Annotated in this window: 31 protein-coding genes, 1 pseudogene and 1 riboswitch; of the genes and pseudogenes, 15 read left to right on the plus strand and 17 right to left on the minus strand. The window is 71.2% G+C overall.

The genetic code is table 11. From position 1 onward, the window contains the following. Positions 1–80 precede the first annotated feature (80 nt). A riboswitch (ZMP/ZTP riboswitch) is annotated at positions 81–166 on the plus strand. A gap of 38 nt (positions 167–204) precedes the next feature. The 4 genes from EV284_RS07580 to EV284_RS07595 all read left to right on the plus strand — a co-directional run bounded on the left by EV284_RS07580 (position 205) and on the right by EV284_RS07595 (position 4,047). Continuing rightward, complete coding sequence (locus tag EV284_RS07580) at positions 205–1,662, plus strand: glycine hydroxymethyltransferase (protein ID WP_130331609.1); 1,458 nt, start codon at positions 205–207, stop codon at positions 1,660–1,662. A gap of 107 nt (positions 1,663–1,769) precedes the next feature. Next, positions 1,770–2,147, plus strand: coding sequence for a nuclear transport factor 2 family protein (locus tag EV284_RS07585; RefSeq protein ID WP_130331611.1), 378 nt, complete (start codon positions 1,770–1,772; stop codon positions 2,145–2,147). A gap of 82 nt (positions 2,148–2,229) precedes the next feature. Continuing rightward, positions 2,230–3,264 carry a tryptophan--tRNA ligase gene (gene trpS, locus EV284_RS07590; RefSeq protein WP_130331613.1) on the plus strand — a complete coding sequence of 345 codons (1,035 nt, stop codon included), beginning with the start codon at positions 2,230–2,232 and terminating at the stop codon, positions 3,262–3,264. Positions 3,265–3,468: 204 nt separating this feature from the next. Further along, a complete protein-coding gene (locus tag EV284_RS07595; protein WP_130331615.1) occupies positions 3,469–4,047 on the plus strand; it encodes a 2'-5' RNA ligase family protein in 579 nt (192 codons plus the stop codon). A gap of 11 nt (positions 4,048–4,058) precedes the next feature. Here the strand turns inward: EV284_RS07595 and EV284_RS07600 are convergent, their stop codons facing one another. After that, entirely contained in the window at positions 4,059–4,814 is a 756-nt protein-coding gene (locus tag EV284_RS07600) for a decaprenylphospho-beta-D-erythro-pentofuranosid-2-ulose 2-reductase (protein WP_130331617.1), read from the minus strand. Positions 4,815–4,977: 163 nt separating this feature from the next. On the opposite strand from EV284_RS07600, the gene EV284_RS07605 reads away from it, so the two are divergent. Then, entirely contained in the window at positions 4,978–5,886 is a 909-nt protein-coding gene (locus tag EV284_RS07605) for a YihY/virulence factor BrkB family protein (RefSeq protein ID WP_130331619.1), read from the plus strand. Here EV284_RS07605 and EV284_RS07610 read toward each other — a convergent pair. Continuing rightward, the gene (locus tag EV284_RS07610; protein ID WP_242625621.1) at positions 5,834–7,126 is read right to left on the minus strand and encodes a D-alanyl-D-alanine carboxypeptidase; all 1,293 of its coding nucleotides are present in this window, start codon (positions 7,124–7,126) and stop codon (positions 5,834–5,836) included. The two genes, EV284_RS07605 and EV284_RS07610, sit on opposite strands and share 53 nt — an antisense overlap. Positions 7,127–7,217: 91 nt before the next feature. On the opposite strand from EV284_RS07610, the gene EV284_RS07615 reads away from it, so the two are divergent. Then, the gene (locus EV284_RS07615) at positions 7,218–7,457 is read left to right on the plus strand and encodes a hypothetical protein (RefSeq protein ID WP_130331623.1); all 240 of its coding nucleotides are present in this window, start codon (positions 7,218–7,220) and stop codon (positions 7,455–7,457) included. Positions 7,458–7,469: 12 nt separating this feature from the next. After that, complete coding sequence (locus EV284_RS07620) at positions 7,470–8,852, plus strand: metallophosphoesterase (RefSeq protein WP_130331625.1); 1,383 nt, start codon at positions 7,470–7,472, stop codon at positions 8,850–8,852. Positions 8,853–8,919: 67 nt separating this feature from the next. On the opposite strand, the gene EV284_RS07625 is transcribed toward EV284_RS07620, so the two are convergent. Together EV284_RS07625 and EV284_RS07630 are read right to left on the minus strand one after the other, a co-directional pair. After that, entirely contained in the window at positions 8,920–9,753 is an 834-nt protein-coding gene (locus EV284_RS07625; protein WP_130331627.1) for a PIG-L family deacetylase, read from the minus strand. Positions 9,754–9,905: 152 nt separating this feature from the next. After that, the gene (locus tag EV284_RS07630) at positions 9,906–10,685 is read right to left on the minus strand and encodes a VOC family protein (protein ID WP_130331629.1); all 780 of its coding nucleotides are present in this window, start codon (positions 10,683–10,685) and stop codon (positions 9,906–9,908) included. A 182-nt stretch (positions 10,686–10,867) separates the two neighbouring features. Here EV284_RS07630 and EV284_RS07635 point away from each other — a divergent pair, with 182 nt between their 5' ends. From EV284_RS07635 to EV284_RS07645, 3 genes are read left to right on the plus strand one after another with little or no spacing between them, the layout of a single operon-like run. After that, positions 10,868–11,053 carry a hypothetical protein gene (locus EV284_RS07635; protein ID WP_130331631.1) on the plus strand — a complete coding sequence of 62 codons (186 nt, stop codon included), beginning with the start codon at positions 10,868–10,870 and terminating at the stop codon, positions 11,051–11,053. Between the two features lie 59 nt (positions 11,054–11,112). Then, a complete protein-coding gene (locus tag EV284_RS07640; protein ID WP_130331633.1) occupies positions 11,113–11,556 on the plus strand; it encodes an NUDIX domain-containing protein in 444 nt (147 codons plus the stop codon). Beyond that, the gene (locus EV284_RS07645) at positions 11,553–11,882 is read left to right on the plus strand and encodes a hypothetical protein (protein ID WP_130331635.1); all 330 of its coding nucleotides are present in this window, start codon (positions 11,553–11,555) and stop codon (positions 11,880–11,882) included. The genes EV284_RS07640 and EV284_RS07645 overlap by 4 nt, the downstream gene beginning before the upstream one ends. A gap of 1 nt (position 11,883) precedes the next feature. On the opposite strand, the gene EV284_RS07650 is transcribed toward EV284_RS07645, so the two are convergent. The 12 genes and pseudogenes from EV284_RS07650 to EV284_RS07705 all read right to left on the minus strand — a co-directional run bounded on the left by EV284_RS07650 (position 11,884) and on the right by EV284_RS07705 (position 20,175). Continuing rightward, complete coding sequence (locus EV284_RS07650; RefSeq protein WP_130331637.1) at positions 11,884–12,381, minus strand: hemerythrin domain-containing protein; 498 nt, start codon at positions 12,379–12,381, stop codon at positions 11,884–11,886. 85 nt (positions 12,382–12,466) lie between these two features. Further along, positions 12,467–13,195, minus strand: a complete 729-nt coding sequence (locus tag EV284_RS07655) for a TetR family transcriptional regulator (protein WP_130331639.1) — start codon at positions 13,193–13,195, stop codon at positions 12,467–12,469. Positions 13,196–13,204: 9 nt separating this feature from the next. Further along, positions 13,205–13,720, minus strand: a complete 516-nt coding sequence (locus EV284_RS07660; RefSeq protein ID WP_130331641.1) for a DUF393 domain-containing protein — start codon at positions 13,718–13,720, stop codon at positions 13,205–13,207. Next, complete coding sequence (locus tag EV284_RS07665; RefSeq protein WP_130331643.1) at positions 13,717–14,124, minus strand: hypothetical protein; 408 nt, start codon at positions 14,122–14,124, stop codon at positions 13,717–13,719. The genes EV284_RS07660 and EV284_RS07665 overlap by 4 nt, the downstream gene beginning before the upstream one ends. 95 nt (positions 14,125–14,219) lie before the next feature. Further along, positions 14,220–14,630, minus strand: coding sequence for a VOC family protein (locus EV284_RS07670; protein WP_130331645.1), 411 nt, complete (start codon positions 14,628–14,630; stop codon positions 14,220–14,222). 92 nt (positions 14,631–14,722) lie between these two features. Beyond that, complete coding sequence (locus EV284_RS07675; RefSeq protein WP_130331647.1) at positions 14,723–15,208, minus strand: hypothetical protein; 486 nt, start codon at positions 15,206–15,208, stop codon at positions 14,723–14,725. 76 nt (positions 15,209–15,284) lie between these two features. Further along, positions 15,285–15,893 (minus strand): Uma2 family endonuclease, encoded by a 609-nt coding sequence (locus EV284_RS07680; RefSeq protein WP_130331649.1) that lies wholly within the window; start codon positions 15,891–15,893, stop codon positions 15,285–15,287. A 147-nt stretch (positions 15,894–16,040) separates the two neighbouring features. Next, positions 16,041–16,802 carry a succinate dehydrogenase iron-sulfur subunit gene (locus EV284_RS07685; RefSeq protein WP_130331651.1) on the minus strand — a complete coding sequence of 254 codons (762 nt, stop codon included), beginning with the start codon at positions 16,800–16,802 and terminating at the stop codon, positions 16,041–16,043. Further along, complete coding sequence (sdhA, locus tag EV284_RS07690; RefSeq protein ID WP_130331653.1) at positions 16,802–18,556, minus strand: succinate dehydrogenase flavoprotein subunit; 1,755 nt, start codon at positions 18,554–18,556, stop codon at positions 16,802–16,804. Before sdhA ends, EV284_RS07685 begins: the two co-directional genes overlap by 1 nt. Positions 18,557–18,575: 19 nt before the next feature. Beyond that, a pseudogene (locus EV284_RS07695) lies at positions 18,576–18,956 on the minus strand (succinate dehydrogenase hydrophobic membrane anchor subunit); the annotation flags it as partial. A 98-nt stretch (positions 18,957–19,054) separates the two neighbouring features. Then, positions 19,055–19,435 carry a succinate dehydrogenase, cytochrome b556 subunit gene (gene sdhC / locus EV284_RS07700; protein ID WP_037774792.1) on the minus strand — a complete coding sequence of 127 codons (381 nt, stop codon included), beginning with the start codon at positions 19,433–19,435 and terminating at the stop codon, positions 19,055–19,057. A gap of 209 nt (positions 19,436–19,644) precedes the next feature. Next, a complete protein-coding gene (locus tag EV284_RS07705; RefSeq protein ID WP_130331657.1) occupies positions 19,645–20,175 on the minus strand; it encodes a 2-oxo-4-hydroxy-4-carboxy-5-ureidoimidazoline decarboxylase in 531 nt (176 codons plus the stop codon). A 243-nt stretch (positions 20,176–20,418) separates the two neighbouring features. Between EV284_RS07705 and EV284_RS07710 the strand changes: the two genes are divergently transcribed. The 5 genes from EV284_RS07710 (at position 20,419) to EV284_RS07730 (ending at position 24,472) form a co-directional block, all read left to right on the plus strand. Then, a complete protein-coding gene (locus tag EV284_RS07710) occupies positions 20,419–21,993 on the plus strand; it encodes a glycoside hydrolase family 20 protein (protein WP_130332936.1) in 1,575 nt (524 codons plus the stop codon). Between the two features lie 108 nt (positions 21,994–22,101). Continuing rightward, positions 22,102–22,761, plus strand: coding sequence for a DUF4328 domain-containing protein (locus EV284_RS07715; protein WP_130331659.1), 660 nt, complete (start codon positions 22,102–22,104; stop codon positions 22,759–22,761). 91 nt (positions 22,762–22,852) lie between these two features. Then, on the plus strand, positions 22,853–23,365 hold the full coding sequence (locus tag EV284_RS07720; protein WP_130331661.1) for a hypothetical protein: 513 nt from the start codon (positions 22,853–22,855) through the stop codon (positions 23,363–23,365). A gap of 121 nt (positions 23,366–23,486) precedes the next feature. Then, entirely contained in the window at positions 23,487–23,885 is a 399-nt protein-coding gene (locus EV284_RS07725; RefSeq protein WP_130331663.1) for a hypothetical protein, read from the plus strand. Between the two features lie 143 nt (positions 23,886–24,028). Next, positions 24,029–24,472, plus strand: coding sequence for an Rrf2 family transcriptional regulator (locus EV284_RS07730; RefSeq protein ID WP_130331665.1), 444 nt, complete (start codon positions 24,029–24,031; stop codon positions 24,470–24,472). A gap of 8 nt (positions 24,473–24,480) precedes the next feature. On the opposite strand, the gene EV284_RS07735 is transcribed toward EV284_RS07730, so the two are convergent. Then, the gene (locus tag EV284_RS07735) at positions 24,481–25,224 is read right to left on the minus strand and encodes an SDR family oxidoreductase (RefSeq protein WP_130331667.1); all 744 of its coding nucleotides are present in this window, start codon (positions 25,222–25,224) and stop codon (positions 24,481–24,483) included. Positions 25,225–25,326 lie beyond the last annotated feature (102 nt).

The raw sequence follows: 25,326 nt of genomic DNA on the forward strand, positions 1-25,326 counted from the left end.
TGTCCCGCCGGCCGGGCCGCCCCCTGCACCCGTCCGCTCCTCGGACCGGCCCGCGCCCCTCACCCGCGGCCGGTAGGCTGGTCGTGGGCCGTGACTGGCGCGCTGGGATGGGATGGACCATCGGGGAGCGGCCCGGGAGTCAGTGCCGTGCGCCTGGGCCGAACCGAACACGACGACACACCGACGCCCTGTCCGGAGGCCCCCATGCCCGAGAACCCCACCCCGTCCGGCTCCGCCGAGACCACCGCCTACCGCGCCGCGCTCGACGTCATCCGCGCGGTCGAGCCCCGCGTCGCCGACGCGATCGGCCAGGAGGTCCACGACCAGCGCGACATGCTCAAGCTGATCGCCTCCGAGAACTACGCCTCCCCGGCCACCCTGCTGGCGATGGGCAACTGGTTCAGCGACAAGTACGCCGAGGGCACCGTCGGCCGCCGCTTCTACGCCGGCTGCCGCAACGTCGACACCGTCGAGTCCCTCGCCGCCGAGCACGCCCGCGAACTCTTCGGCGCCCGGCACGCCTACGTCCAGCCGCACTCCGGCATCGACGCCAACCTGGTCGCCTTCTGGGCCGTCCTCGCCGACCGGGTCGAGGTGCCCTTCCTCCAGAAGACCGGCGCCCGCCAGATCAACGAGCTGTCCGAGGCCGACTGGGCCGAGCTGCGCCAGGCGTTCGGCAACCAGCGCATGCTCGGCATGTCCCTGGACGCGGGCGGCCACCTCACCCACGGCTTCCGTCCCAACATCAGCGGCAAGATGTTCGACCAGCGCTCCTACGGCACCGACCCGGCCACCGGCCTGATCGACTACGAGGCCCTGCGCGCCCAGGCCCGCGAGTTCCGGCCGCTGATCCTGGTCGCCGGCTACTCCGCCTATCCGCGCCTGGTGAACTTCCGGATCATGCGGGAGATCGCGGACGAGGTCGGCGCGACCCTCATGGTCGACATGGCGCACTTCGCCGGTCTGGTCGCGGGCAAGGTGCTCACCGGCGACTTCGACCCGGTGCCGCACGCCCAGATCGTCACCACCACCACCCACAAGTCGCTGCGCGGCCCGCGCGGCGGCATGGTCCTGTGCGACGACTCCCTCAAGGACCAGGTCGACCGGGGCTGCCCGATGGTGCTCGGCGGCCCGCTCCCGCACGTCATGGCCGCCAAGGCGGTCGCCCTTGCCGAGGCCCGCCGCCCCTCCTTCCAGGACTACGCCCAGCGCGTCGTCGACAACTCCCGCGCGCTCGCCGAGGGCCTGATGAAGCGCGGCGCCACCCTCGTCACCGGCGGCACCGACAACCACCTCAACCTGATCGACGTCGCCGCCTCCTACGGCCTCACCGGCCGCCAGGCCGAGGCCGCCCTGCTGGACTCCGGCATCGTCACCAACCGCAACGCCATCCCCGCCGACCCCAACGGCGCCTGGTACACCTCCGGCATCCGCGTCGGCACCCCCGCCCTGACCACCCGCGGTCTGGGCACGGCCGAGATGGACGAGGTGGCCGGCCTGATCGACCGCGTCCTGACGGCCACGGAACCCGGCACCACGAAGTCCGGCGCCCCCTCCAAGGCCCAGCACGTCCTGGACGGGAAGACGGCGGACGAGATCGCGCAGCGGGCGACGGACCTGGTGGCGGCCTTCCCGCTGTACCCGGAGATCGACCTCGGCTGAGCGCCTGAGGGGCGCGGGGAACCGCGCGACCGGCCACGACGCCGCCGCGGTCACCCGCGCCCCGAACAACCCCCCAACCAGGGCGGAACGGCTGGTATTACTGGGGCATGCAGGAAGAGACCGCACGCTCCGCGATCGACACGTTCATCTCCGCGTTCAACGCCTCGGACGACACCTCTGTGACGGCCCTGCTCTCCCAGGCCCTGACCTCGGACGTGGTCTTCTGGGGGCCGCTGGGCCGCAGCGAGGGAATCGCGGCGGTCGAGCAGTTCGTGCTGGACATCCGGCGCCACCCGGCGGGGACCGGCACGATGGTGCGCTCCTCAGCGGTGGACATGCCTGACGAGTGGGCCCGGTACCGGTGGGTCTTCACCACGCCCGACGGAGGCCCCCGCCTGGCCGGAACGGACGTCGTCCATCTGCGGCGGAGCCTCATCGACCAGGTCATCGTCTTCGCGGGGGAGACCGAGCCGTCCGCCTCCTGAGCCGTCCTTCCGCCGCTGTCCTTCTCCTGCGGACGCGGTACCAGGCACTGGACCCGCCTCCACCTCTGGAAGAATGGGCACCATGGCCCCCGCTGAAAAGCCCACCGCTGAAAAGAAGCCCCGCGTACTCTCCGGAATCCAGCCCACCGCGGGCTCGTTCCACCTCGGCAACTACCTCGGTGCCGTCCGCCAGTGGGTGGCCCTCCAGGAGACGCACGACGCGTTCTACATGGTCGTCGACCTGCACGCGATCACGCTCCCGCAGGACCCGAAGGACCTCCGCGCCAACACCCGCCTCGCCGCGGCCCAGCTCCTCGCGGCCGGGCTGGACCCCGACCGCTGCACCCTCTTCGTGCAGAGCCACGTCCCCGAGCACGCCCAGCTCGCCTGGGTCATGAACTGCCTCACCGGCTTCGGCGAGGCCTCGCGCATGACCCAGTTCAAGGACAAGGCCGCCAAGCAGGGCGCCGACCGGGCCAGCGTCGGCCTCTTCACGTACCCGATCCTCCAGGTCGCGGACATCCTGCTGTACAACGCGGACGAGGTGCCGGTCGGGGAGGACCAGCGCCAGCACGTCGAGCTGACCCGCGACCTCGCCGACCGCTTCAACGGCCGCTTCGGCGAGACCTTCGTCAGCCCCAGGCCGTACATCCTCAAGGAGACGGCGAAGATCTACGACCTCCAGGACCCGGCGGTCAAGATGAGCAAGTCGGCGGCCTCCCCCAAGGGTGTCGTCAGCCTGCTGGACGACCCGAAGACGACGGCGAAGAAGGTGAAGAGCGCGGTCACCGACACCGACACGGTGATCCGCTTCGACCGGGAGAACAAGCCCGGCGTGAGCAACCTGCTCACCATCCACTCCACCCTCACCGGCACGCCGGTCGCGGACCTGGAGCGGAGTTATGAGGGCAAGATGTACGGCGCCCTCAAGACCGACCTCGCCGAGATCATGGTCGCCTTCGTCACCCCCTTCCGGGAGCGCACCCAGCAGTACCTGGAGGACACCGAGACGCTGGACTCGATCCTCGCCAAGGGCGCCGAGAAGGCCCGCGCGGTGGCCGCCGAGACCCTGGCCCTGGCCTACGACCGGGTCGGGTTCCTGCCGGCGAAGCACTGACCGGCACTGACCGGCACGGACCGGGCGTCCGGGGGCGCACAGCCGCCCCCGGATGTGCGACCCGCACGCGTGTCCGGTAGGGCAGAGCGCCGTACATCACTTCCGTTGCGCCTGCCCTGCGGACACCCGTGGCCGTACAGTCGATAGCCGACGGCCGTACGCGAGGACGGCCCACAGAACAGAAACGCGACGACAGGAGACGACGTGGGGATCGTAACGATCGGCGTGTCGATCGCGGTCCCGGAGCCTCACGGCAGCCTGCTCCAGCAGCGGCGCGCGGGCTTCGGCGATGCCGCCGCGCTCAGCATCCCCACGCACGTCACCCTGCTGCCGCCGACCGAGGTCGAGGAGTCGGACCTCGCCGCCGTCGACGCCCACCTCGCCGAGGTCGCCGCGGCCGGACGCCCCTTCCCGATGCGGCTGTCCGGCACCGGCACCTTCCGCCCGCTCTCGCCCGTGGTCTACGTCCGGATCGAGCAGGGCGCCGAGGAATGCACGGAGCTCCAGCAGCAGGTGCGGGACCCGGCCGGGCCGGTGCCGCGCGAGCTGCAGTTCCCGTACCACCCGCACGTCACCGTGGCGCACGGCATCGAGGAGGCGGCGATGGACCGCGCCTTCGAGGAACTGGCCGGGTTCGAGGCGGCCTGGCCGTGCGCCGGGTTCGCGCTGTACGAGCAGGGCGCGGACGGGGTGTGGCGCAAGCTGCGCGACTACCCCTTCGGCGCCAACGTCGTGCCCAGCCAGGGCGGTCCCGCCGAACGCGACCCCATCGCGAGCCGCTGAGCGCCTGCCGTTCAGAGCGGCAGCCGGCGGAACAGGGCACGCGGCGCGTGCCGCAGCAGTGACATCACCGGGCGCAGCGCGCCGGGCACCCACACCGTCTCCGAGCCCCTGCGCAGGCCCAGTTCGACGGCCGCGGCCACCAGCTCCGGGGTGGTGGAGAGCGGTCCGGGCGCCAGATGGGCGGTCTTGCCGGTACGGACGAAGCCGGGGCGTACGACCATCACGTGCACGCCCGTCCCGTACAGCGCGTCGCCGAGGCCCTGCGCGAAGGTGTCCAGGCCGGCCTTGCTGGAGCCGTAGATGAAGTCCGAGCGGCGGGCGCGTTCGGCGGCCACCGAGGAGAGGACCACCAGCGAGCCGTGGCCCTGGTCCTGGAGGGCGCGGGCGGCGACCAGGCCGGCGGAGACCGCGCCGGTGTAGTTGGTGGCGGCGACCCGGACCGCGCGCAGCGGCTCCCGCTCGTCCTGTGCCTGGTCCCCGAGGACCCCGAAGGCGAGCAGCACCATGTCGACGGCGCCCTCGGCGAACACCTTGCCGAGCACCGTCTCGTGGGACTCCGGGTCCAGCGCGTCGAAGGCGACCGTACGGACGTCGGCGCCGAGCGCGGCCAGGCGGCCGGCCGCGCGGTCGAGGGCCGGGCCGGGGCGGCCCGCGAGCCATACGGTGCGGGTGCGGCGGGCGACGAGGCGGCGCGCGGTGGCCAGCGCGATCTCCGACGTGCCGCCGAGGACGAGCAGGGACTGGGGAGGACCGCAGACAGCAGACATGCGGGTGACCGTATCGCCCGCGTATGGGAGGGTGGCCGCACGGCGGCACCGGGCTCCCCGCAATGGGTGATTAGTGCGACGCGCCGAGGGGCCGACGAGGGGGGGCGGGCGCCATCCGGGGTACCGGCACATGGAGTTCCCGCGAAAAGGGCAGAGGCGGATCATGGACTGGCTGAAGAAGCTGCCCGGCATCGGGCCGATCGTGACCTGGCTCGTGACCACGCACGCGTGGCGCTCGTACGCGCGCCTGGACCGGGTGAACTGGACGTGGCTCGCCGCGGCCATGACGTTCGTCAGCTTCATCGCCCTGTTCCCGCTGCTGACCGTGGCCGCGGCGGTCGCCGCGGCCACGCTCGACCCGGCCCGGCAGAAGACGGTCGAGAAGAACATCGCCGCCCAGTTCCCCGGCCTCGCCGACCAGCTCGACCTGAACGGGCTGGTGCAGAACGCGGGCACGGTCGGGCTGATCGCCGGCGCCGCGCTGCTGTTCACCGGTATCGGCTGGGTCGGCCAGGTCCGGGACTGCCTGCGCGCGGTATGGGAGCTGCCCGAGCGGGACGGCAACCCGATCGTGCTGAAGCTCAAGGACGCCGGGGTGCTGATCGGTCTCGGCGGCGCTCTGCTGGTGACTCTGGCCGCCTCCACCCTCGCCTCGGCCGCGATCGGCCGGCTGGCGTCGGCGATAGGGCTCGACGAGCACAGCTGGGGCACCGTACTGCTGCGGGTCGCCGCGTTCGCCGTCGCCGTCCTCGCCGACTTCCTGGTGCTGCTGTACGTGCTGAGCCTGCTGCCCGGCGTCGAACCGCCGCGCCGCCGCCTGCTGGTGGCGGCCCTGCTCGGCGCGGTCGGCTTCGAACTCCTCAAGCTGCTGCTGAGCGGCTACATCCAGGGCGTCGCCGCGAAGAGCGTGTACGGCGCCTTCGGTGTCCCCGTCGCCCTGCTGCTGTGGATCAACTTCACCTCGAAGCTGATCCTCTACTGTGCCGCCTGGACGGCGACGCGCAGCGACGAGGGCAAGGTCACGGACGCTGCCGACGACGCATCAGATCAGGCAGCGGCCAGCGGCGATTGACCAGGAACGCCCCGCCGGCGAGCAGCACCAGCAGCCCGGCCGCGATGGCCACCGCGGTACCCGCGCCCCGCGAACCGCCGCTCCGCGTGGCGGCGGCGGCGCCCTTCACCGGCTCCGACCCGGCGCCCGCGGTGCCCTGCGCGGCGCCGGTGACGTCCGCGCTGGGCGCGCCGCTCGGCCGTGCGCTCGGGGTGGCGTTCAGCGGCGGGACGAGCACGCCGACCGGCTTGACCTTGCCGGCCGCCTTGAAGCCCCAGTCGAAGAGCCGGGCGGTCTCCTTGTAGACCTCGTCGTGCTCGTGCTTCTCCGGGTTCATCACGGTGACCAGCAGCACCTTGCCGCCGCGCTCGGCGACCCCGGTGAAGGTGGCGCCCGCGTTGGTGGTGTTGCCGTTCTTGACCCCGGCGATGCCCGGGTAGACGGACGTGTCCGCGTCCCCGCTCAGCAGCCGGTTGGTGTTCTGGATCTCGAAGGTCTCGCGGGTGCCCTTGCCCTTGCCCTTCTGCGTGGTGGCGCCGGGGAACTTGGCGCGCACGGTGGAGCAGTACTCCCGGAAGTCCTTCTTCTGGAGCCCGGAGCGGGCGAACAGGGTGAGGTCGTACGCCGAGGAGTACTGCCTGGGGGCGTCGTAGCCGTCGGGGCTGACCACGTGGGTGTCGCCGGCCTGGAGGGCGTCGGCGTGGGCCTGCATGTCCCTGACGGTCTGCGGGACACCGCCGTTCATCGCGGAGAGGACGTGGACGGCGTCGTTGCCGGAGCGCAGGAAGACACCGAGCCACAGGTCGTGGACGGTGTAGGTCTCGTTCTCCTTTATCCCGACCATGCTGGACCCGGCGCCGATCCCGGCGAGGTCGGTGGGCGCCACCCGGTGGCGCTGGTCGCTGGGGAAGCGGGGCAGCACGGTGTCCGCGAACAGCATCTTCAGGGTGCTCGCCGGGGGGAGCCGCCAGTGCGCGTTGTGCGAGGCGAGCACGTCGCCGCTCTCCGCGTCGGTGACGATCCAGGAGCGGGCGGTCAGGCCCCCCGGCAGCACGGGGACGCCCGCGGCGAGGTTCACCTGCGTACCGGGCACGCCGAGGCGGGCACCGCCGACCTGGGACATGCGGGCCGGGGGAGCGGCCGTGGGACTGCCGGACGGCTTGGGTGCGGCGAAGGCTGACGGGGCGAGGCCGGAGACGGTCAGCAGTGCGGCGGACGTGATCAACAAGGATCGCTGAGCGATCTTCTTCGGTGCGGACACGATCGAGAACGTACCTGCCACGGGCTGTGAAGTCCCGCCTCCCGCTCCACCCCGGCCATGGAGCCGGATCGCGGGCGGTGATACTGGACTCATGAAGCTCAGCCGCCCGGTCTCCTGGTTCCTGCTCGCCTTCGGGGTGTGGAGCTGGGTCATCTGGGTCACTTTCGTTAAAAACCTGATTGCGGACGGCAGCGGTCTCGCCTTCGACGACGGGCATCCCACGGCCTACTTCTGGGTGCACCTGACGCTGGCGGTCGTGTCCTTCGTACTGGGGACGGTCGTCGGGGTCATCGGGTTGCGCGGACTGCGCGCACTGCGTCGGACGTCATAGGAGACACGCCGGGTGGTCATCGTCTTCGCGCTCGTCGCCCTGGCCGTGCTGGCCCTCGTCGCGGGCCTGCACCGGTACGTCTGGTCCCGCCTGATCCGCGACACCACCCGCCCGCGCGGCCCGGCCCGGCGCGCGGGCACGGTGCTCTTCGTCGCCGCCCCGGTGCTGATGATCGCCGCCCTGGTCGCGGAACGCTCCGGCGCGCCCTTCTGGCTCCAACAGGCCCTGGCCTGGCCCGGGTTCCTGTGGATGGCCCTCGCGCTCTACCTGCTGCTGGCGACGGTGGCCACGGAGCCGGTGCGGGTGTGGGCGGCCCGCCGGGCGCGCCGGGCGACCCGGGAGGCGGTGCTGGCGGGGCTGGGCGGTGTGCGGATGCCTCCGGCGGAGCGGGCCGGGGCGGCTGACGACGCGCCGACGTCCCGGGCGGAGTCCGTGCGGGCTGAGCGGGCACCCGCGCCCCCGACAGAGCCGTCCGTGCGGGCTGACGAGGCGCCCGCGCCCCCGGCCCCGGCCCCGGCCCCGGCAGAACCGTCCGAAGGGCCGCCGGCCACGGCGCTCGCCGCCTCCGCCCTCTCCCGCCGCGTCTTCGTCTCCCGCGTCGCCGGGGGCACGGCGGCCGCGGTGGCGCTGGGCACGACGGGCTGGGGCACCTACGGGGTGCTGCGCGGCCCGCGCGTGAAGCGGCTGACCGTCCCCCTGGCCAGGCTCCCGCGCTCGGCGCACGGCTTCCGGATCGCGGTGGTCAGCGACATCCATCTGGGCCCGGTGCTGGGGCGGAACTTCGCGCAGACGGTGGTCGATACGATCAACTCGACCCAGCCGGACCTGATCGCGGTCGTCGGCGACCTGGTGGACGGCAGCGTGAAGAACCTGGGTCCGGCGGCGGCACCGCTGGCGGGGCTGGAGTCCCGCCTGGGCACCTACTTCGTCACCGGAAACCACGAGTACTTCTCCGGTGCCGCCCAGTGGCTGGACGAGGTCCGCACCCTGGGCATGCGCCCCCTGGAGAACGCCCGCACGGAACTGCCGTACTTCGACCTGGCCGGGGTCAACGACCTCCAGGGCGAGAGCGAGGGCCACGGCCCGGACTTCCGGAAAGCCCTGGGCGACCGCGACCCCTCCCGCGCCTGCGTCCTCATGGCGCACCAGCCGGTCCAGGTCCACGAAGCCGTCCGCTACTCCGTGGACCTCCAGCTCTCCGGCCACACCCACGGCGGCCAGCTCTGGCCCGGCAACCTGATCGCCAAGGCGGCCAACCCGACCGTGGCCGGCCTCGACCGCTACGGCGACACCCAGCTTTACGTCAGCCGCGGCGCGGGCGCCTGGGGCCCGCCGACCCGCGTGTGGGCACCGTCGGACATCACGGTGATCGAGCTGGCCTCCCGCGAGGCATAGCCGACGCGGCCCGGCCGAGGGGGCCGCCCGGCCACGTTCCCGGGCGGCACCGTTCCCGGACCCCGGCTCAGCGGAGCCCGGCGAACAGGTCGGTCTCCGGGGTCGGGGCGCCCGTGGGGTCCTGGACGCGGAGGAAGGTCTCCGTGCCCATCAGCTCGGCGAAGCGCTCCTTGCCCATCCTCAGGAAGAAGATGTTCTCGCCCTGGCTGGCGTGGGCGGCGAGGGCGTCGTACTTCTGGTCGCTGTAGGGGGTGGTGTCGACCCAGGTGGTGATCTCGTCGTCGGGGAGGCCGATCTCGGCCAGGGCGGCGGCCTCGGCGGGGTCGGGCTCCGGCATGTCCTCCGCGAACTCGCGCATGACCTCGCCGAAGCGGGCCATCTGGGAGCGGGGGACGGTGGTCCAGTAGACCTTGGGGGTCAGGTCGGTCAGCTCCAGCGCGGCCATCGTGATGCGATGGGCCTGGATGTGGTCGGGGTGGCCGTAGAAACCGTTCTCGTCATAGGTGACGACCACATCGGGGCGGTAGTGCCGCATCAGCTCCGCGAGGCGAGCCGCGCCTTCCTCCACGGGGGTCCGCCAGAAGGAGCCGGGCGCGTCGTTGCTCGGCCAGCCCACCATCCCGGAGTCGGCGTAGTCGAGCATCTCCAGGTCGCTGATCTTCAGGACCTCGCAGCTCGCCTCCAGCTCCTCCCGGCGCATCCGGGCGACCGCCGCGGGATCGTGTCCGGGGCCGCCCGGCTTCACACCCCCCGGCCCGTCACCGCAACCGCCGTCGGTACAGGTCACCAGCACCGTCCGGATGCCTTCCGCCGCATACCGCGCGAGCACCCCTCCGGTCCCGGTCGCCTCGTCGTCGGGGTGGGCGTGCACTGCCATCAGCGTCAACGGCCGGTCGGTCATGAAGAGTCCTCCTGCGAGATACGGCTTGGCCCGTGGCGGGCGTACCGGTCAACCTCGCCGACGGGACCGGATGTTCCCGCCCCCTTGGTCCGCCTCGGTCAGGGCTCGATGCGCAGGTCCTCGATGAGGCCGCCCCACCGGGGAGCGCGGGCTCACGAACCGGCCGGCCTGATCATCGCGAACGGCGCGCCCTGCGGGTCGGCGACCACGGTCATGCGGCCCGCGGACATGTCGAACGGCGGGACGAGGACGGTGCCGTCGCGGCGGACCAGGGCGTCCACCGTGGAGTCGACGTCGTCGACCGCGAAGTACGTCAGCCAGTGGGCCGGGGTGCCGGGCGGGTCGTTGGCGAGACGGGTGACGCCGCCGACCGTGAGGCCGCCCACGCGCACTTCCCAGTAGGAGTCGCTGCCCTCCATCGGCGAGAACTCGATGCCGAACACGTCACCGTAGAAGGCCGCGGCACCGTCCACGTCGCTGGTGTGCAGCTCGGTCCAGGTCAGGGCGCCGGGCTCGTTGACCACGCCCGCGCCGGTGAACTCGCCCCGCTGCCAGACGCCGAACACCGCGCCCTGCGGGTCGGTGGCGACCAGCATCCGGCCGAGGTCGCCGACATCCATCGCCGGGGCGAAAGGCTCGCCGCCCGCGGCGATGATGCGCTCCTGGGTGGCGACCGCGTCGCCGGTGGCGAGGTAGGTGGTCCAGACGGTGGGCGGTTCCGGGACGCCCTCCGGGGCCGCCGCCGGGCCGATACCGGCGACGGGCCTGCCGCGCAGCTCGCAGACCGCGTACCCGCCGAACTCGGCCGGGCCGGGCGCGCCCTGCCAGCCGAACAGGTCCCGGTAGAAGTCCAGCGCGGCCTGCTGGTCCTGCGCCGTCAGATCGACCCAGCAGGGGGCGCCGGCCGGGTACGGGGTGGTGACTTCGGGCATCGCTCGCTCTCCAAGGTGGTATGTCGGGGTGGACACCCTTCCGTCCCGGTACGCACACGTCCCTCCGACACGCCGCGCGGCGGACACCGGCTCTACCCGTCCGCCTCTGCCCGGCCTGCCACCATGCGATGAAGTACGCAGGGGCGCCGGGCGGTTGGCCCTGTTGATCAGGCGGTGCCGAGGTGGACGCGGACGACCGGGTGGGGGAATTCCGCGGGGAATGGGCCGGCCTCTGGTCGCTGCGGCCCGTCGCCGGCGGGACGGAGTGGACCGTCCGCCCGGAGGAAGCCCGCCCGGCCCCCCCGGAGCAGCGCATACGCGCCCTGACCGCCCGCGCGAACGCCCGGAGCAGGGGTGAGTACCTGTGAGCCGCGCCGCAGGTTCTACTGACCGGGTACCGCGATTCAGCGAAGCGAAAGGCTTGGTCATGAAGCGAGTTGTCGCCTGGCTGTGGCACGCCCTGCGGGGGTCCGTGCAGTGGAGGGTCCTGTGGCTGGCGAACGCCACGTTCATGGTGGGTGTGACCGGGGTCGTCCGTGACGACGCCGGCCGGGTGCTCCTCCTCAAGCACCGGATGTGGCCCGAGCGGCGGCCGTGGGGGCTGCCCACCGGGTTCGCGAAGAGGGGCGAGGAGTTCCCGCTCACCGTCGTCCGCGAGGTCAAGGAGGAGACGGGGCTCGATGTGACGCCCGGCCGTCTGGTCCGCCTGACCAGCGGCTACCGACTCCGCGTGGAGGTCGCCTACGAGGCGCTCCTCACCGGAGGAACCCTGAAGATCGACGACTTCGAGATCGTGGAGGCCCGGTGGTTCGACCCGGACGAGTTGCCGCAGGGATTGCAGGACTCCCATCGCCGGCTCATCGCGCCATGAGGCACTGCAACCAGCCGGGCCGCCCGCCCCGCGACGAGCCGGCCCGGCACCTGAAGGTCACCGGCGAGGACCTCGCCGAGTTACCCCCACACGAACTGACTTACGTCACCTGTGAGTTGGAGGCCACCCACGACGGCCCCCACGCCGACCACCTCGGCGAGATCGACCGCGACACCCGGCTGTGGGTCCAGTGGGACGGGGACCGGTACGACTTCGTCCGGCTGGCCCCCTGCGAGGCCCCCGCCGAGGACGGCGACGCGTGCAGCCTCTTCGCCGGCCACGACCCTGGCCACTCCTGGGAGATGCGGGACCTCCTGCACGGCTGACTCAGTCGGAGGAACCGACGATCCGGCGCAGGTTCTCGACCGAGCCGGGCTCGTCCTTGAGGTGGCGTTCGCGGTCCGCCAGGAACGCCTCGCCCAGCTCCTCGCGGCGCTTCATCGGGACGTTCTCGCGGGCGCCGTTGAGGATGGTGCGCTCCTCCTCGTCGGTGTGGTGGGTGATGGCCTCCACCAGCTCCTCCAGCTTGGAGTCCCACTCCTCGGAGCCGACCTCCTCGACCTCCAGCAGGGCCAGGAGGGCCTGGTTCCCCTCGTCGTGCTCGTGCTCGCCGTGCTCGACCTCTTCGTTGTCGATGTCCCGGTACCGCTTCAGGGCCGGATAGACCTCGTCCTCCTCCGCCAGCGCGTGCGCGACCAGCAGGTCGGCGAACTCCTTGAGCGCGGCGGCCCGGTCGGCCTCGATGCTGCGCATCTGCCGGAAGAGGTCCTCCATGCGGCGGTGGTCCTGGAGGATGAGCTCGACGACGTCCTGGGTCTCGGCCATGGGGGGCACCACTTTCGTGCGAAGTGTTCGGGTGTCCACCGTGTACCCCCGGCCGGTGCAGGAATGACCGCGCCGCGCGGCCGGATCAGCTCCGGCTTCGCGGGGCCGGGAGGGCCTTCGTCATCCCCGGCAGGAAGTCGTTGAAGAGTTCGTGCACCTCCAGGACCAGCGGGCGCAGGACGCGGAAGCGGGAGAGGGCCACACCGCGGGCGGTGAGGCGGGCGCCGCGCCGGGCCAGGCGGTAGCTGCGCTCGCGGTTCTCCGTACGGTCGAAGACCCAGTAGAGGACCAGTCCCATCTGGGAGAGCCACATCAACTCGGGCAGGGCGTCCCGCAGCTCGGGGGAGACCTTGGACCTGGAGCCCCTCAGCACCTCGCGGTGCACGCTGATCGCCTGTTCGCGGGCGTGCTCGCTCTCGGCGGAGAAGGGGCTCAGCGGGCTGTCCGGGTCGGCCGCGTTCTTGAAGAACTGCACGGCGAACTCGTGGTACGGCTCCGCGATGTCCAGCCACGCGGTGAGCACGCCGGCGAGCCGGGCCTCCAGGTCGGTCTCCGTCTCCAGCACCGACCGGGCCGCCACCTGGTGCTCGGCGGCGATCCGGTCGTAGAAGCCCTGGATCAGGTGTTCCTTGCCCGCGAAGTAGTAGTAGGCGTTGCCGACCGAGACGCCGGCCTCCTTGGCGATGGCCCGCATCGTGGTCTTGTCGTAGCCGTTCTCCTGGAACAGCCGCATCGCCGTCTCGAGGATCAGCGCGCGGGTGTGTTCCGACTTGCTCTGGGGTCCGGCCTCGGGGCCGTCGTTCTTCGCGGGCACGTAGGGAGCCTAACCAGTGGGGCAGGTGCCGTCGGCGCAGGCCGGGGGGTCGTACACCCAGCCCTGGTCGGGCAGGTACCGCCAGCCGTCCTTACGGCTGTACGGGGCGGCCCCGCCACCCCGTCCGCCGCCGGGCGGCCCGCTCCACAGCGCGCCCCGGTACTTCGCCGCCGCCAGCACCGCGCCCCGCGCCAGCACGGCGCCGGCCGGGGTGCTGAGCCGGTGGGCCAGCGGGCGGTGCTCGCGCAGCGCCCACAGCACCACGACCCAGGCCGCCGCACCCCGGTACACCTGGCCGGAGTCCCCGATCACGGTGACCTCCTCCAGCGTCGCGGCCGGGTCCACGCCGGGGAACCGGGTCCGGGCCTCGGCCGAGCCGGCGGGCACCAGCTCCAGCGGGACCAGCTGCCGCTGCCGCAGCAGCCAGTCGCGCAGGTGGGTGCAGAGACCGCACTCGGCGTCGTAGAGGACCGTCAGGCCCCGGACCGGGGCGCTCGTGACGCCCCGGTCCACGGCCCCGCTCATGCTCCGGCCGTCGGCGCGACCCAGCCCTGCGGGGCGACCGGCGGCTGCGTCTCGCGCTCCATCAGGCCGCGCCGGCGGATCTTGTTGAGCACGAAGACGTTGCCGAGGTGCATCGCGCCGAGGACCAGCAGGACCACTCCGAGCTTGGCCGAGAGGGTCTCGAAGATGCCCCTCGTGTCCTCGATGGTGCCGTCGTCGCTCAGGTAGAGCGTCACGAAGCCGAGGTTGACCAGGTAGAAGCCGACCACCAGGAGGTGGTTGACGGCGTCCGCGAGCTTCTCGTTGCCGTGCAGCACATCCGCCAGGAAGACCCGGCCGTTGCGGCTGAGCGTGCGGGCGACCCAGACGGTCAGCCCGATGCTGACGGCCAGGTAGATCACGTAGGCGATGACGGTGCGGTCCATGCCCCACCCCTTCTTGAACGCGTTCAAAACGCTGACAGGGATGACTGTAGACCTGTTTTTGAACGTGTTCAACCAAGCGGGGTGAGGTCTGGATCTCAAGCCCTGCGGGCGAGTTCGGGGCGCTTGGTGTAGTCGGTGAGGCCGAAGACGTTGCCCCACGGGTCCGCGAACTCCACGGTCCGCCCGGTGGCCGTGGACATCGCCTCGTCCACCGGCTCGATCCCCACCGCCGCCAGCCGCCGCGCCGCCGCGCGGGCGTCCGGCACCTCCAGCCAGAGCCGGGACGCGGGCCAGGAGGGCGGCCGGTGCCCGAGCCCGTCCTCCAGCCGCAGCAGAATGCCGGGCGTCTCCCCGCCGACCCTCAGGAGCGCGATACCGCCTTCATCGAACCGGAACCCCACGGTGAATCCGGCCCGTTCGTAGAACGCGACGGCCTCCCCGACGTCACCCACGGGCAGTACAACGTTGTCGAACCCCAGCAACTCATGCGCTTCGTCGTCTGACATCCCGTCAGGCTAGGGCGGCTCCGCGCCTCGACAGGGCGGGCCGCCCGTACGGAGGTCCCGCGATCACTCGTTGGGCCGAGAGGGCCCGGCGGTCACACCCCGCTCAGCGAGCGCGCGTAGGCGACCTGGGCCATGACCGCCGGGAAGGCGTCCTGCCGGTGAGCCGGGATCATCGTGGAGTGGTGCCGGCCCGCGCTGGTCACGCTGACCTGGATGTAGCCCGTGGTCTTCTTCTCCTTCATCAGGAGGAAGAAGAGTCCGAGCAGGCAGAAGACGAAGAAGACGATCGCCAGCACGATGGCGTGCGGCGGGATCTTCTCCTCGGTGTGCGAGAGGTCGGTGGCGTTCCAGATCGCACCGCGCAGCGGCAGAGTCCCTGCCGGGGTGAAGATCTGATCGCCGACCACCGTGATGTCCCCGAGGGCCAGCAGCGGGGCTCCGCCCAGGGCGGGGGGCTGCTGCGGGAAGCCGTAGCCGGCGGGCGGCGGGTACGCGGGATAGCCGTAACCGGGCGTCGCCGGGGGCTGCCCGGGGCCCCACTGCGGGTTCCCACCGGGCTGCGGGTACGGCTTGCTCATGCGGATGGCCCCCTGTGTCACGCGATCTCTGGCGGAGCCACATCCTGCCAGGCCCGGCGCGGTGGCACGAAGGGGTTCAGGGACGCTGAGGGCGTCCTGCCTCGATGATCGCGGCCGCGTCCAGGGTGACCTTCGCGCCGATGATGTCGGGGAGGACGACGAGTTCGCCGGGGGCATAGGGGCGGTGGCTCTCGTAGGTGTCTCCGACGGGGCTGGAGAGCACGTGCAGCCGTTCGTGCTTCCGGTCCACGATGACGTACACCGGAACCTTCGCCTCGGCGTAGGCGGCGACCTTGGTGCGCAGGTCGGTGCGGTAGTTGCTGGAGGTGACCTCCACGACCAGGCGGAAGCACACGGGGTCGTAGCAGTTGTTGCTCACGTAGTGCTCCCGATAGTCGCCATCGACCAGGGAGAGGTCCGGGATCGCGTAGTCGTCGGAGCCCGTCGGCAGCCAGAGGCCGATGCCCTGTACGACCTTCGACTCGATGCCGTGCAGTCCGGCCGCCATGAAGGGAGCCATCACGTCGGTCAGGGCGATGCCGTGCGGACCGTCAGGGGGCGGGGACACGAGGAGCTGGCCTCCGATGATCTCGACGCGGTAGCCCGGATTACGCTCCATGAGCCGGTTGGCTTCCGCGATCAGCGCGCTCTCGCCGTGAGGCTGCTCGACGGCTGCTGCGGACATGAGGTGCCTCCCAGGGGCCGGTGCCGAGAACATCATCGTAGGACGTACCGCCCCACTGCGTCCCGATCAATCACCTTCACCCGAACGTGTCCGACGACGCCAAAGGGCCCCGCTCCGGAATCGGAGCGGGGCCCTTGTGGGGGTGATTCAGAAGCGGCGCGTGATCAGTGCCCGCTTCACTTCCTGGATCGCCTTCGTGACCTCGATACCGCGCGGGCAGGCGTCCGTGCAGTTGAAGGTCGTGCGGCAGCGCCACACGCCGTCGCGGTCGTTGAGGATCTCCAGGCGCTGCTCACCGGCATCGTCGCGCGAGTCGAAGATGAAGCGGTGGGCGTTCACGATCGCGGCCGGGCCGAAGTACTGGCCGTCGTTCCAGAACACCGGGCACGACGAGGTGCACGCGGCGCACAGGATGCACTTCGTGGTGTCGTCGAACCGCTCACGGTCCTCGGCGGACTGCAGGCGCTCACGGGTCGGCTCGTTCGTGTCGTTGGTGACCAGGAACGGCATGACGTCCCGGTACGCCTGGAAGAACGGGTCCATGTCGACCACGAGGTCCTTGAGCGCGGTCAGGCCCTTGATGGGCTCGACCGTGATCGGCTTCCCCGGGTTGACGTCCTTGATCAGCGTCTTGCAGGCCAGGCGGTTCTTGCCGTTGATCCGCATCGCGTCGGACCCGCAGATGCCGTGGGCGCAGGAACGGCGGAAGGTCAGCGTGCCGTCGAGGTCCCACTTGATCTTGTTGAGCCCGTCGAGGACGCGCTCCTTGGGGTCCATCTCCAGCTGGAAGTCCTCCCAGTGGACCTCCGGCGACACCTCCGGGTTGAACCGGCGGATGCGGAGGGTGACCGTGATGTAGGGGGACGCGGCGGACGCCGCCTCGGCCTTGTCCAGAACAGGGGTAGCCATCAGTACTTACGCTCCATCGGCTGGTAGCGGGTCTGGACGACCGGCTTGTAGTCGAGACGCACGGTCTCCGAGCCGTCGTCGCCCACCTCGCGGTACGCCATCGTGTGACGCATGAAGTTGACGTCGTCGCGGTTCGGGTAGTCCTCGCGGTAGTGACCGCCGCGGGACTCCTTGCGGGCCAGTGCGGAAATCGCCATGACCTCGGCCAGCTCCAGCAGGTTGCCCAGCTCGATGGCCTCCAGCAGGTCGGTGTTGAACCGCTTGCCCTTGTCCTGGATCGACACGTTGAGGTACCGCTCGCGCAGCTCGGCGATCTTCTCGACCGCCGTCTTGATCGTCTGCTCGGTGCGGAACACCATGACGTTGGCGTCCATGGTCTCCTGCAGCTCCCGGCGGATGTCGGCCACCCGCTCGGTACCCGTGGCGTCCCGCAGCCGCTCGATCTGCGCGACGACCATCGCGGCCGGGTTCTCCGGCAGCTCGACGAAGTCCACCGTGTGGGCGTAGTCGGCGGCGGCGATGCCCGCGCGACGGCCGAACACGTTGATGTCCAGCAGCGAGTTGGTGCCCAGGCGGTTGGCGCCGTGCACGGAGACACAGGCGACCTCGCCGGCCGCGTACAGACCCGGCACGACGGTGGTGTTGTCCGACAGGACCTCACCCTCGACGTTGGTCGGGATGCCGCCCATCGCGTAGTGCGCGGTGGGCTGGATCGGGATCGGGTCCGTGTACGGCTCGATGCCCAGGTAGGTGCGCGCGAACTCGGTGATGTCCGGGAGCTTCGCGTCGAGCTGCTCCGGCGGGAGGTGCGTGAGGTCGAGGTAGACGTGGTCGCCCTCGGGACCGCAGCCGCGGCCCTCACGGATCTCGGTGTAGATGGAGCGGGAGACGACGTCACGGGACGCGAGGTCCTTCATGACCGGCGCGTACTTCTCCATGAAGCGCTCGCCGTCCTTGTTGCGCAGGATGCCGCCCTCACCGCGGGCACCCTCCGTCAGCAGGATGCCCATGCGCCAGATGCCGGTCGGGTGGAACTGGAAGAACTCCATGTCCTCCAGCGGGATGCCCCGGCGGAAGCACGCGGCCTGGCCGTCACCGGTCAGGGTGTGCGCGTTGGACGTCACCTTGAAGAACTTGCCGGTGCCGCCGGACGCGTAGATCACGGACTTCGCCTGGAAGACGTGGATCTCGCCGGTGGCCAGCTCGTACGCCACCACGCCGGAGGACGTCTTGACGCCGTCGACCTCGGTGATGAGCTGGTCCAGCACGTAGAACTCGTTGAAGAACTCCACGCCCTCCTTGACGCAGTTCTGGTACAGCGTCTGGAGGATCATGTGGCCGGTGCGGTCGGCCGCGTAGCAGGACCGGCGGACCGGGGCCTCGCCGTGGTTGCGGGAGTGACCGCCGAAGCGGCGCTGGTCGATCGTCCCGTCGGGCGTCCGGTTGAACGGCAGGCCCATCTTCTCCAGGTCGAGGACGGCGTCGATGGCCTCCTTCGCCAGGATCTCGGCGGCGTCCTGGTCGACCAGATAGTCACCGCCCTTGACCGTGTCGAAGGTGTGCCACTCCCAGTTGTCCTCCTCCACGTTGGCCAGCGCGGCGGCCATGCCGCCCTGCGCGGCGCCCGTGTGGGAGCGGGTGGGGTAGAGCTTGGTCAGCACGGCGGTGCGGCTGCGCTTGGTGGACTCGATGGCCGCGCGCATGCCCGCGCCACCGGCGCCGACGATGACGGTGTCGTACTTGTGGATCTTCATGATTCTCGCAGCCCCGTGCCTAGCGGATGTTCGGGTCGAAGGTGAAGATCACCAGCGTGCCCAGCAGGATGGTGAACACCGTGGCCGTGTAGAGCAGGCCCTTGAGCCACAGGCGGGTGTTCACGCGCTCCGCGTAGTCGTTGATGACCGTGCGCAGGCCGTTGGCGCCGTGCAGCATCGCCAGCCACAGCATCGCCAGGTCCCAGACCTGCCAGAACGGCGACGCCCAGCGGCCGGCCACGAAGGCGAAGCCGATCTTGGACACACCGCCGTCCAGCACGAGCTGGATCAGCAGGTGGCCGAGGACGAGGACGACCAGCACGATGCCGGACAGGCGCATGAAGAGCCAGGCGGCCATCTCGAAGTTGCCCCGCGTGGACCGGGGGGTCTTCTTGGTACGGGTGCGCGAGCGCGGCGCGTCGAGGGAGAGCGCGTAGGCGTCCTCGGCGGCGTCCGCGGAGGAGCCCGTCAGGTTGATCTCAGAGGTGGACATCGGCGTCAGCTCCCGAACAGGACACGAGCGGCGTGGCCGAGGACCGGGTACAGGGCGCCGGCCATCAGGATGATCCAGACGCCGAGGACGCTCCACAGCATCTGCTTCTGGTAGCGCGGGCCCTTCGACCAGAAGTCGACGGCGATGACGCGCAGACCGTTGAGCGCGTGGAAGAGGATGGCGGCCACGAGGCCGTACTCCAGCAGCGCGACGATCGGGGTCTTGTACGTGGCTACGACCTTGTCGTAGTCCTCGGGGGAGACACGCACGAGAGCGGTGTCCAGCACGTGAACGAACAGGAAGAAGAAGATGAGGACGCCGGTGACTCGATGAGCCACCCAGGACCACATACCTTCCCGGCCGCGGTACAGCGTTCCAGCCGGCACGGAAGAACCCTCCGGGTGCGGGGACTAGGGCCGCGCCGGCTTCACTGTCGGTCGGGCCCGGCCGGGTACGGTCCACCGGCCCTCAGCATCGTATCCATGAGGCGCGACGGGACTGACGGGGGGCCTGTTTCGGGTGATCCGGCCGCTTGTGGCGTTCCGGGTCGTGCGCATCCGTTCCGTTTGGTCCGCTATACGCCCGGCTTGGCCCGCTATACGCCCGGCCGGGGCGCGTAGTGGCTGGTCGCGCGGGTGGCGGCGGTGCCCAGATGGGTCGTGAGCCGGTGCCGGGCCAGGCCCCGCAGCTCCTCGGCGGCGATCACCCGCTCGTCCTCGGGATCGTTCGCCAATCGTGACCGGATGCCCTCCAGGACCCGGTCCAGCGCCTCCTCGGGGGAGGCCCCGCCCGGCGCGATCACGAAGACATGGCCGAAGCGGGCCTCGTAGGCGGCGTGCGCCGCGCTCAGGGCCGTGTGGGCGGCCGAGTAGGTGTCCTCGGGCAGCTCGGGCAGGGACTCGCCCGCCAGGGCGTCGGCCAGGTCGACGGCCCGCAGGTCATAGGCGGCCTCGTCCGCCGCGGCCAGCAGGGCGGCCAGGTCGGGGTAGGGGCGGTGCTCGGCGAGCCGGTGCGCCCAGCGGGCGTTGCGCAGACAGCGCAGGAGCAGCGCGCGGGCCTCCTCGGCCGGCGCCAGGTTGAAGGCGTCGAGCGGGGTCGGGAGATACGGCGAACGGTGCGCAGGCAGCGTGGATCCTCATGGGAGGGGGGACAGGGTCGTGCCGGGACGGCAGGGGGACCTGTGAAGGATGTGCCGACACGTTATCGAGAGTGGTCACTGTGTGTCCGGCTGATGCCCGAATTTCACTCGGACGGGAGAGTTTCGGAACGTCTCGGTGACGGGTGAACGGCGGATCGGCCGTACGTTGGGAGGGTGAGCCAGCACAGACATCGTGCTTCGGCACGACAGCTCAAGCGGAAGCGGGCCATCATGGCCGCCGCGGTCGTCGGGACCGTGGTGACCGGGGTGGGCGTCGGAGTGTGGGCGTCATCCGGAGGGGGTGGTTCCGGTGGGGGCTCGGACGCCGGCGCGGTCGGTGCCTCCCGGCAGGCCGATCCGCCGACCCCGTCCCCCAGCCGCTCCTACCCCATGTCGAAGGCGCCGCAGACCATCCCGGCGGTGCGCGAGCACACCGCGGCCCGCGGACCCGGCTGGAAGCCCGGGAGCGGCGGCCGGGTGGTGGTCACCGACCCGGCGCTGGCCGACGAGGGCAAGCTCGTAGCCGGTGAGCTGGGCCTCGACTACGGCGGCGAGAACAGCGACTCCCGGGCCGGCGACGTCCGCCTCGGCCTCGGCGGGAGCGGCGGCCCGGAGTCGTACACCATGACCGTGCGCGACGGCCGGGTGGACATCGAGGGGCCCGCCGACGCGGGCGTCTTCTACGGGACCCGGACCCTCAAGCAGGAGGTCCGCGGCGGTGGCACCGCCCCCGAGGGCGTCGTCAAGGACGAGCCCGCCAAGCCCTCACGCGGTTTCATGCTCGACATCGCGCGCAAGCCGTTCTCGGAGACCTGGATCGAGGACCGGATACGCGAACTGGGCGATCTGAAGTACAACGAGCTGGGACTGCACTTCTCGGACGACCAGGCGTTCCGCATCCAGTCCACCAGCCACCCCGAGGTCGTCTCCAAGGACCACCTCACCAAGGCGCAGGTCAAGAAGATCGTCGACCTGGCCGCCGCCCGGCACATCGCGATCGTGCCCGAGATCGACTCGCCCGGGCACCTGGGCGCCGTCATCGCCGCCCACCCCGATCTCCAGCTCCGCAACGTCAACGGCAAGGCGACGCGCGGCGCGATCGACATCTCCAAGCCCGAGTCCGCGAAGATCGTCGACGATCTGCTCGACGAGTACGCGGACCTGTTCCCGGGCGACAAGTGGAACCTGGGCGGCGACGAGTACCAGGCGCTGGTCGTGCCCGACCCCGAGGCGTCCTACCCGCAGCTCGCCGCCGCCGCCCGCGACGCCTACGGCGCCGACGGCAACGTCGCCGACCTCACCACCGGCTGGCTGAACGGCCGCGCGGACACCGTCCGGGCCCACGACCGCACCATGCGGGCGTGGAACGACGGCTTCCTGCGCGACTCCACGATCCAGCCCGCCAAGGACATCCAGGTCGCCTACTGGACCGGCAAGGAGATCGGCGCCCGGCCCCCGGTGGACTACCTGAGCGAGGGCCGCAAGGTCTACAACTACAACGACGAGTACCTGTACTACGTCCTCGGGGAGCCGAACGACTTCACCTACCCGACCGGCCAGCGGATCTACCAGCAGTGGACCCCGCGCGTGATCCGGGGCACGAGTGCCGTGCCGGCGCAGTACGACGGTCAGATCCTCGGCGGTTCCTTCGCCGTGTGGTGCGACTTCCCGAACGCCCAGACCGAGAGCCAGGTCGCGTCCGGCATCCGGATGCCGCTGCGGGCCACCGTGCAGAAGCTCTGGGACCCGGGGCAACCCGCGCTGTCCTGGCCGCAGTTCAAGGAGCTGGCGAACCGGCTGGGGTGAGTGGACGGAAGGTGGGCGCAACACGTAGGTTTCCGTGTTCGCTCGTGTGTACGCGGCTCTGGGGAGGGCCGCGTACACCGTTTCAGCCGTACCGGGGGGAACACCGCCATGATCTGCGCCAGTTGCCACAGCACCGAGGCCGTCACCGGGGAGACGCGGTGCGCGCGGTGCGCGCCGGTGACGCCCTTCGTGCCGCCCTCGCCGCCGCTGCGCTCGCCCGTCGGGCTGGGGCAGGCGACGGTGGTGATGCTGGGACTGGTCGGTGCCGGTGATGTGGTCGCCATTTGGGCCGATCTGGCGAAGCCGTCTCTGCTGACCGGGTTGGTCCTCGACAACGCGCAGGGGGCCCTGCTGCTCGCCACGGCGGTCGTGTACCTGTGCTGGCTGTGGCGGATACGGGCCAACGCCGATGTATTCGATGCCAGTTCGCAGAGCCTGGCGCGGTGGTGGACGATCGGGGGCTGGTTCGTCCCGATCGTGAACTTCTGGTTCCCGCGCCGGATCGTCCTCGACGCGTGGGACGCCGGCGCGCCGCAGGGGCGGCCGGCCGGTCACGGTCTGGTCGACCTGTGGTGGACGGCCTGGGTGGCCGGGCTGATCGCCGACCGGCTGCTGCGGGTGGGGTCCGGGGCGGGGATGCTCGCGGTGGTCGACGGCATCGACCTCGTCGCCGCCGTGCTCGCCGCCGCGGTGGTCCTCCGGCTGACCCGGATGCAGAACGAGAAGGCGCTTCAGGGCCCCTCGCTGCCGTCCGCCGCGCTTGGCTGAAAACGGTGACTGTGACACTCCGGGCCCCTCGCACGCTGTAAGGGGAAATGCGGGCTCCGTACAGGCGGTGCCCAGGCGAGGGAGGCATTCCATGAGCCTGGAGGAACTGATCGCGCAGGCCGACGCACGCGGGCTGGCCGCGAGCGGACTGGCTTGTTCGGATCGGTGCGTGTCCCTGGTCGTCGAGGACGACGAGTTGCTGCGCCCGCTGTGGGCGCATCTCGTGGACGGCTCCGACTGGTCCGGGAGCCTTCAGAAGGTGCGGGCCGCGCTGGACGCGGTGGAGCCCGGTACCGAGGCGGCGGGGGTGGCGCGGGAGATGCTGCTGTCGGCTCCGGCCGAGCGGGAGGGCGCGGCGCTGCGGGAGTGGGCAAAGGCGTGCTCGGCGGCCTCGCTGCGGGTGCACCGGCTGCTGGACCCGGCCCACGGCTTGGCCGAGGATGCGCTGCCGCTGGTCGAGGCCGAGCTGGGGCGGCAGACGGTCGTCCTCCAACTCCTCGCGGAGCACGGGCCGCAGGGGTTGCGGCGGGCGCTGGACGTGTCGGGGGAGGGGCGGCGGGTGCTGCGGGCGGTGGTGTCGCGGCGGGCGCGGGCCCAGGCCTAAACCTGGACCAGGGGTGGGTTCTGTGTCCGTCCTGTCGGCAGGTTGGGGCGGTCCTGCGCCGGTTGCCGAAAGGCCGCCGAATCCGTGTGACGCACGACGGGCCAGGACCGCTGACCCCTATGTGACTACCCAGTACGCAACAACGCAGACGGACTACCGCCCCTCGGCCGCGGCACGCCCCGCGCGGTGGGCCGCGGACACGGTCGCCACCCTGCGCGAGGGTGCCCGCCTCCGCCTCGACTACTCCCCCCGGAGCCTGTGGCGCCTGGACCGCGTCATCGACGAACTGCGCCACGACCACCCCCCGTACGAGGCCGTCGCCCGCGTCCTGCGCGGCTTCGGCGCCTACGCCGGCGAGGTCATCGCCCGCGAGACGGGCGCGCAGTGGCACGCCACGGCCGACACCCACTGGCTCCGCACCCCCGACGGCCGCCTCTGGGACCCCCTGGAGGAGGCCTACCTGGCCTTCACCGGCGAAGGCTCCCTGCGGGGGCTGTGCCGGGAGGCGACGGGGGTCTAGCCGGCCGCTTGCCGAACCGCGTCCTGCCCCGGTGCCGCCCGGGTGGCACACCGGGGCGAGCGGCCCGGCCAGGCCCTCGCGACCCGCACCGCACGGTCGGTGTAACATCAAAAGTTACGATTGAGGAAGGGTCGGCCGGGCTGATGAGTGCCAACAGCAGGATGAGCATCGCCGTGCACGTGCTGGCGTGGATGGCCCTGGACCGGCTCGACGAAGAGACGATCGCGACGTCGCAGCGCATCGCCGAGAGCGTCAACACCAATCCCGTCGTGATCCGCCGCTGCCTGATGGAACTCCGCGACGCGGGCATCGTCCACGGCAAGCGGGGTGCCAAGGCCGGATGGACCCTGGCCCGGGAACCCGGGTCGATCACGCTGCGGGACGTGTACGGCGCGGTGGAGGGCAACGGACTGTTCGCCCTGCACCGCACTCCGCCCAACGAGGCCTGCCCCGTCGGCTTCGGCATCCGCCCGGCACTCAGCTCCGTGTACGCCCGCCTGGACGACGCGGTACGGGACGAACTCGCCTCGATCTCGATCGCTGACGTCCTCCGCGACGCGCAGGCGGAGCGACGCGTCGCCGGCTGACCCCGTCGTCACACCTGCCGCTGGCCGCCGTCGACGAAGAGCTCGACACCGGTGACGAACGTGCTCTGATCACCGGCGAGGAACAGCGCCACATCCGCGACCTCCTCCGGGCGCCCCATGCGGCCCAGCGGAACCTGGCTCACGAAGCCCTCCCGCATCTTCGCGGCCGACTCGGCGTCGGGCGCGAGACCCGCGATCCCCGGAGTGTCGGTCGGCCCCGGTGCCAGCGTGTTGACGCGGATCGCGCGATCGCTCAGTTCGTTCGCCCACGTGCGGGAGAAGGAGCGGATGGCGGCCTTCGAGGCCGCGTAGACGCCGAACGCCTCCTCCCCTCGCGCCGTGCTCCCGGTGAGGATCACCGAGGCGCCGTCGTTCAGCAGCGGAAGCGCCTTCTGGACCGTGAACAGCGTGCCTTTGACGTTGGTGCCGAAGGTCGAGTCGAAGTGCTCCTCCGTCAGGTCCTCCAGGGTGGCGAACTCACCGCCGCCGGCGTTGGCGAACAGCACGTCGATGCGACGGCCGCTCTCCGCCACCGCCTCGTACAGGCGGTCGATGTCAGCCAGGTTCGAGACGTCTCCCCGGACCCCCGTGACGTTCTCGCCGATCTCGGCCACCGCCGCGTCGAGTGCCTCCTGGCGGCGGCCGGTGATGAAGACGTGCGCGCCCTCCTCGGCGAACCGCTTGGCCGTCGCAAGGCCGATCCCGCTGTTGCCGCCGGTGACGACGGCCGTCTTTCCTTCGAGCTTTCCCACCGCATCCTCCATTCACCGCGGGCCGGCATCGACCCATCCTGGATGTAACAACTTACATTACATTCAGGGTCGAGGGTCGGGGACGAGTGCCGGTCGCGCGGG

It is taken from the genome of Streptomyces sp. BK022, from assembly GCF_004217355.1.
Taxonomy (GTDB): domain Bacteria; phylum Actinomycetota; class Actinomycetes; order Streptomycetales; family Streptomycetaceae; genus Streptomyces; species Streptomyces griseoluteus.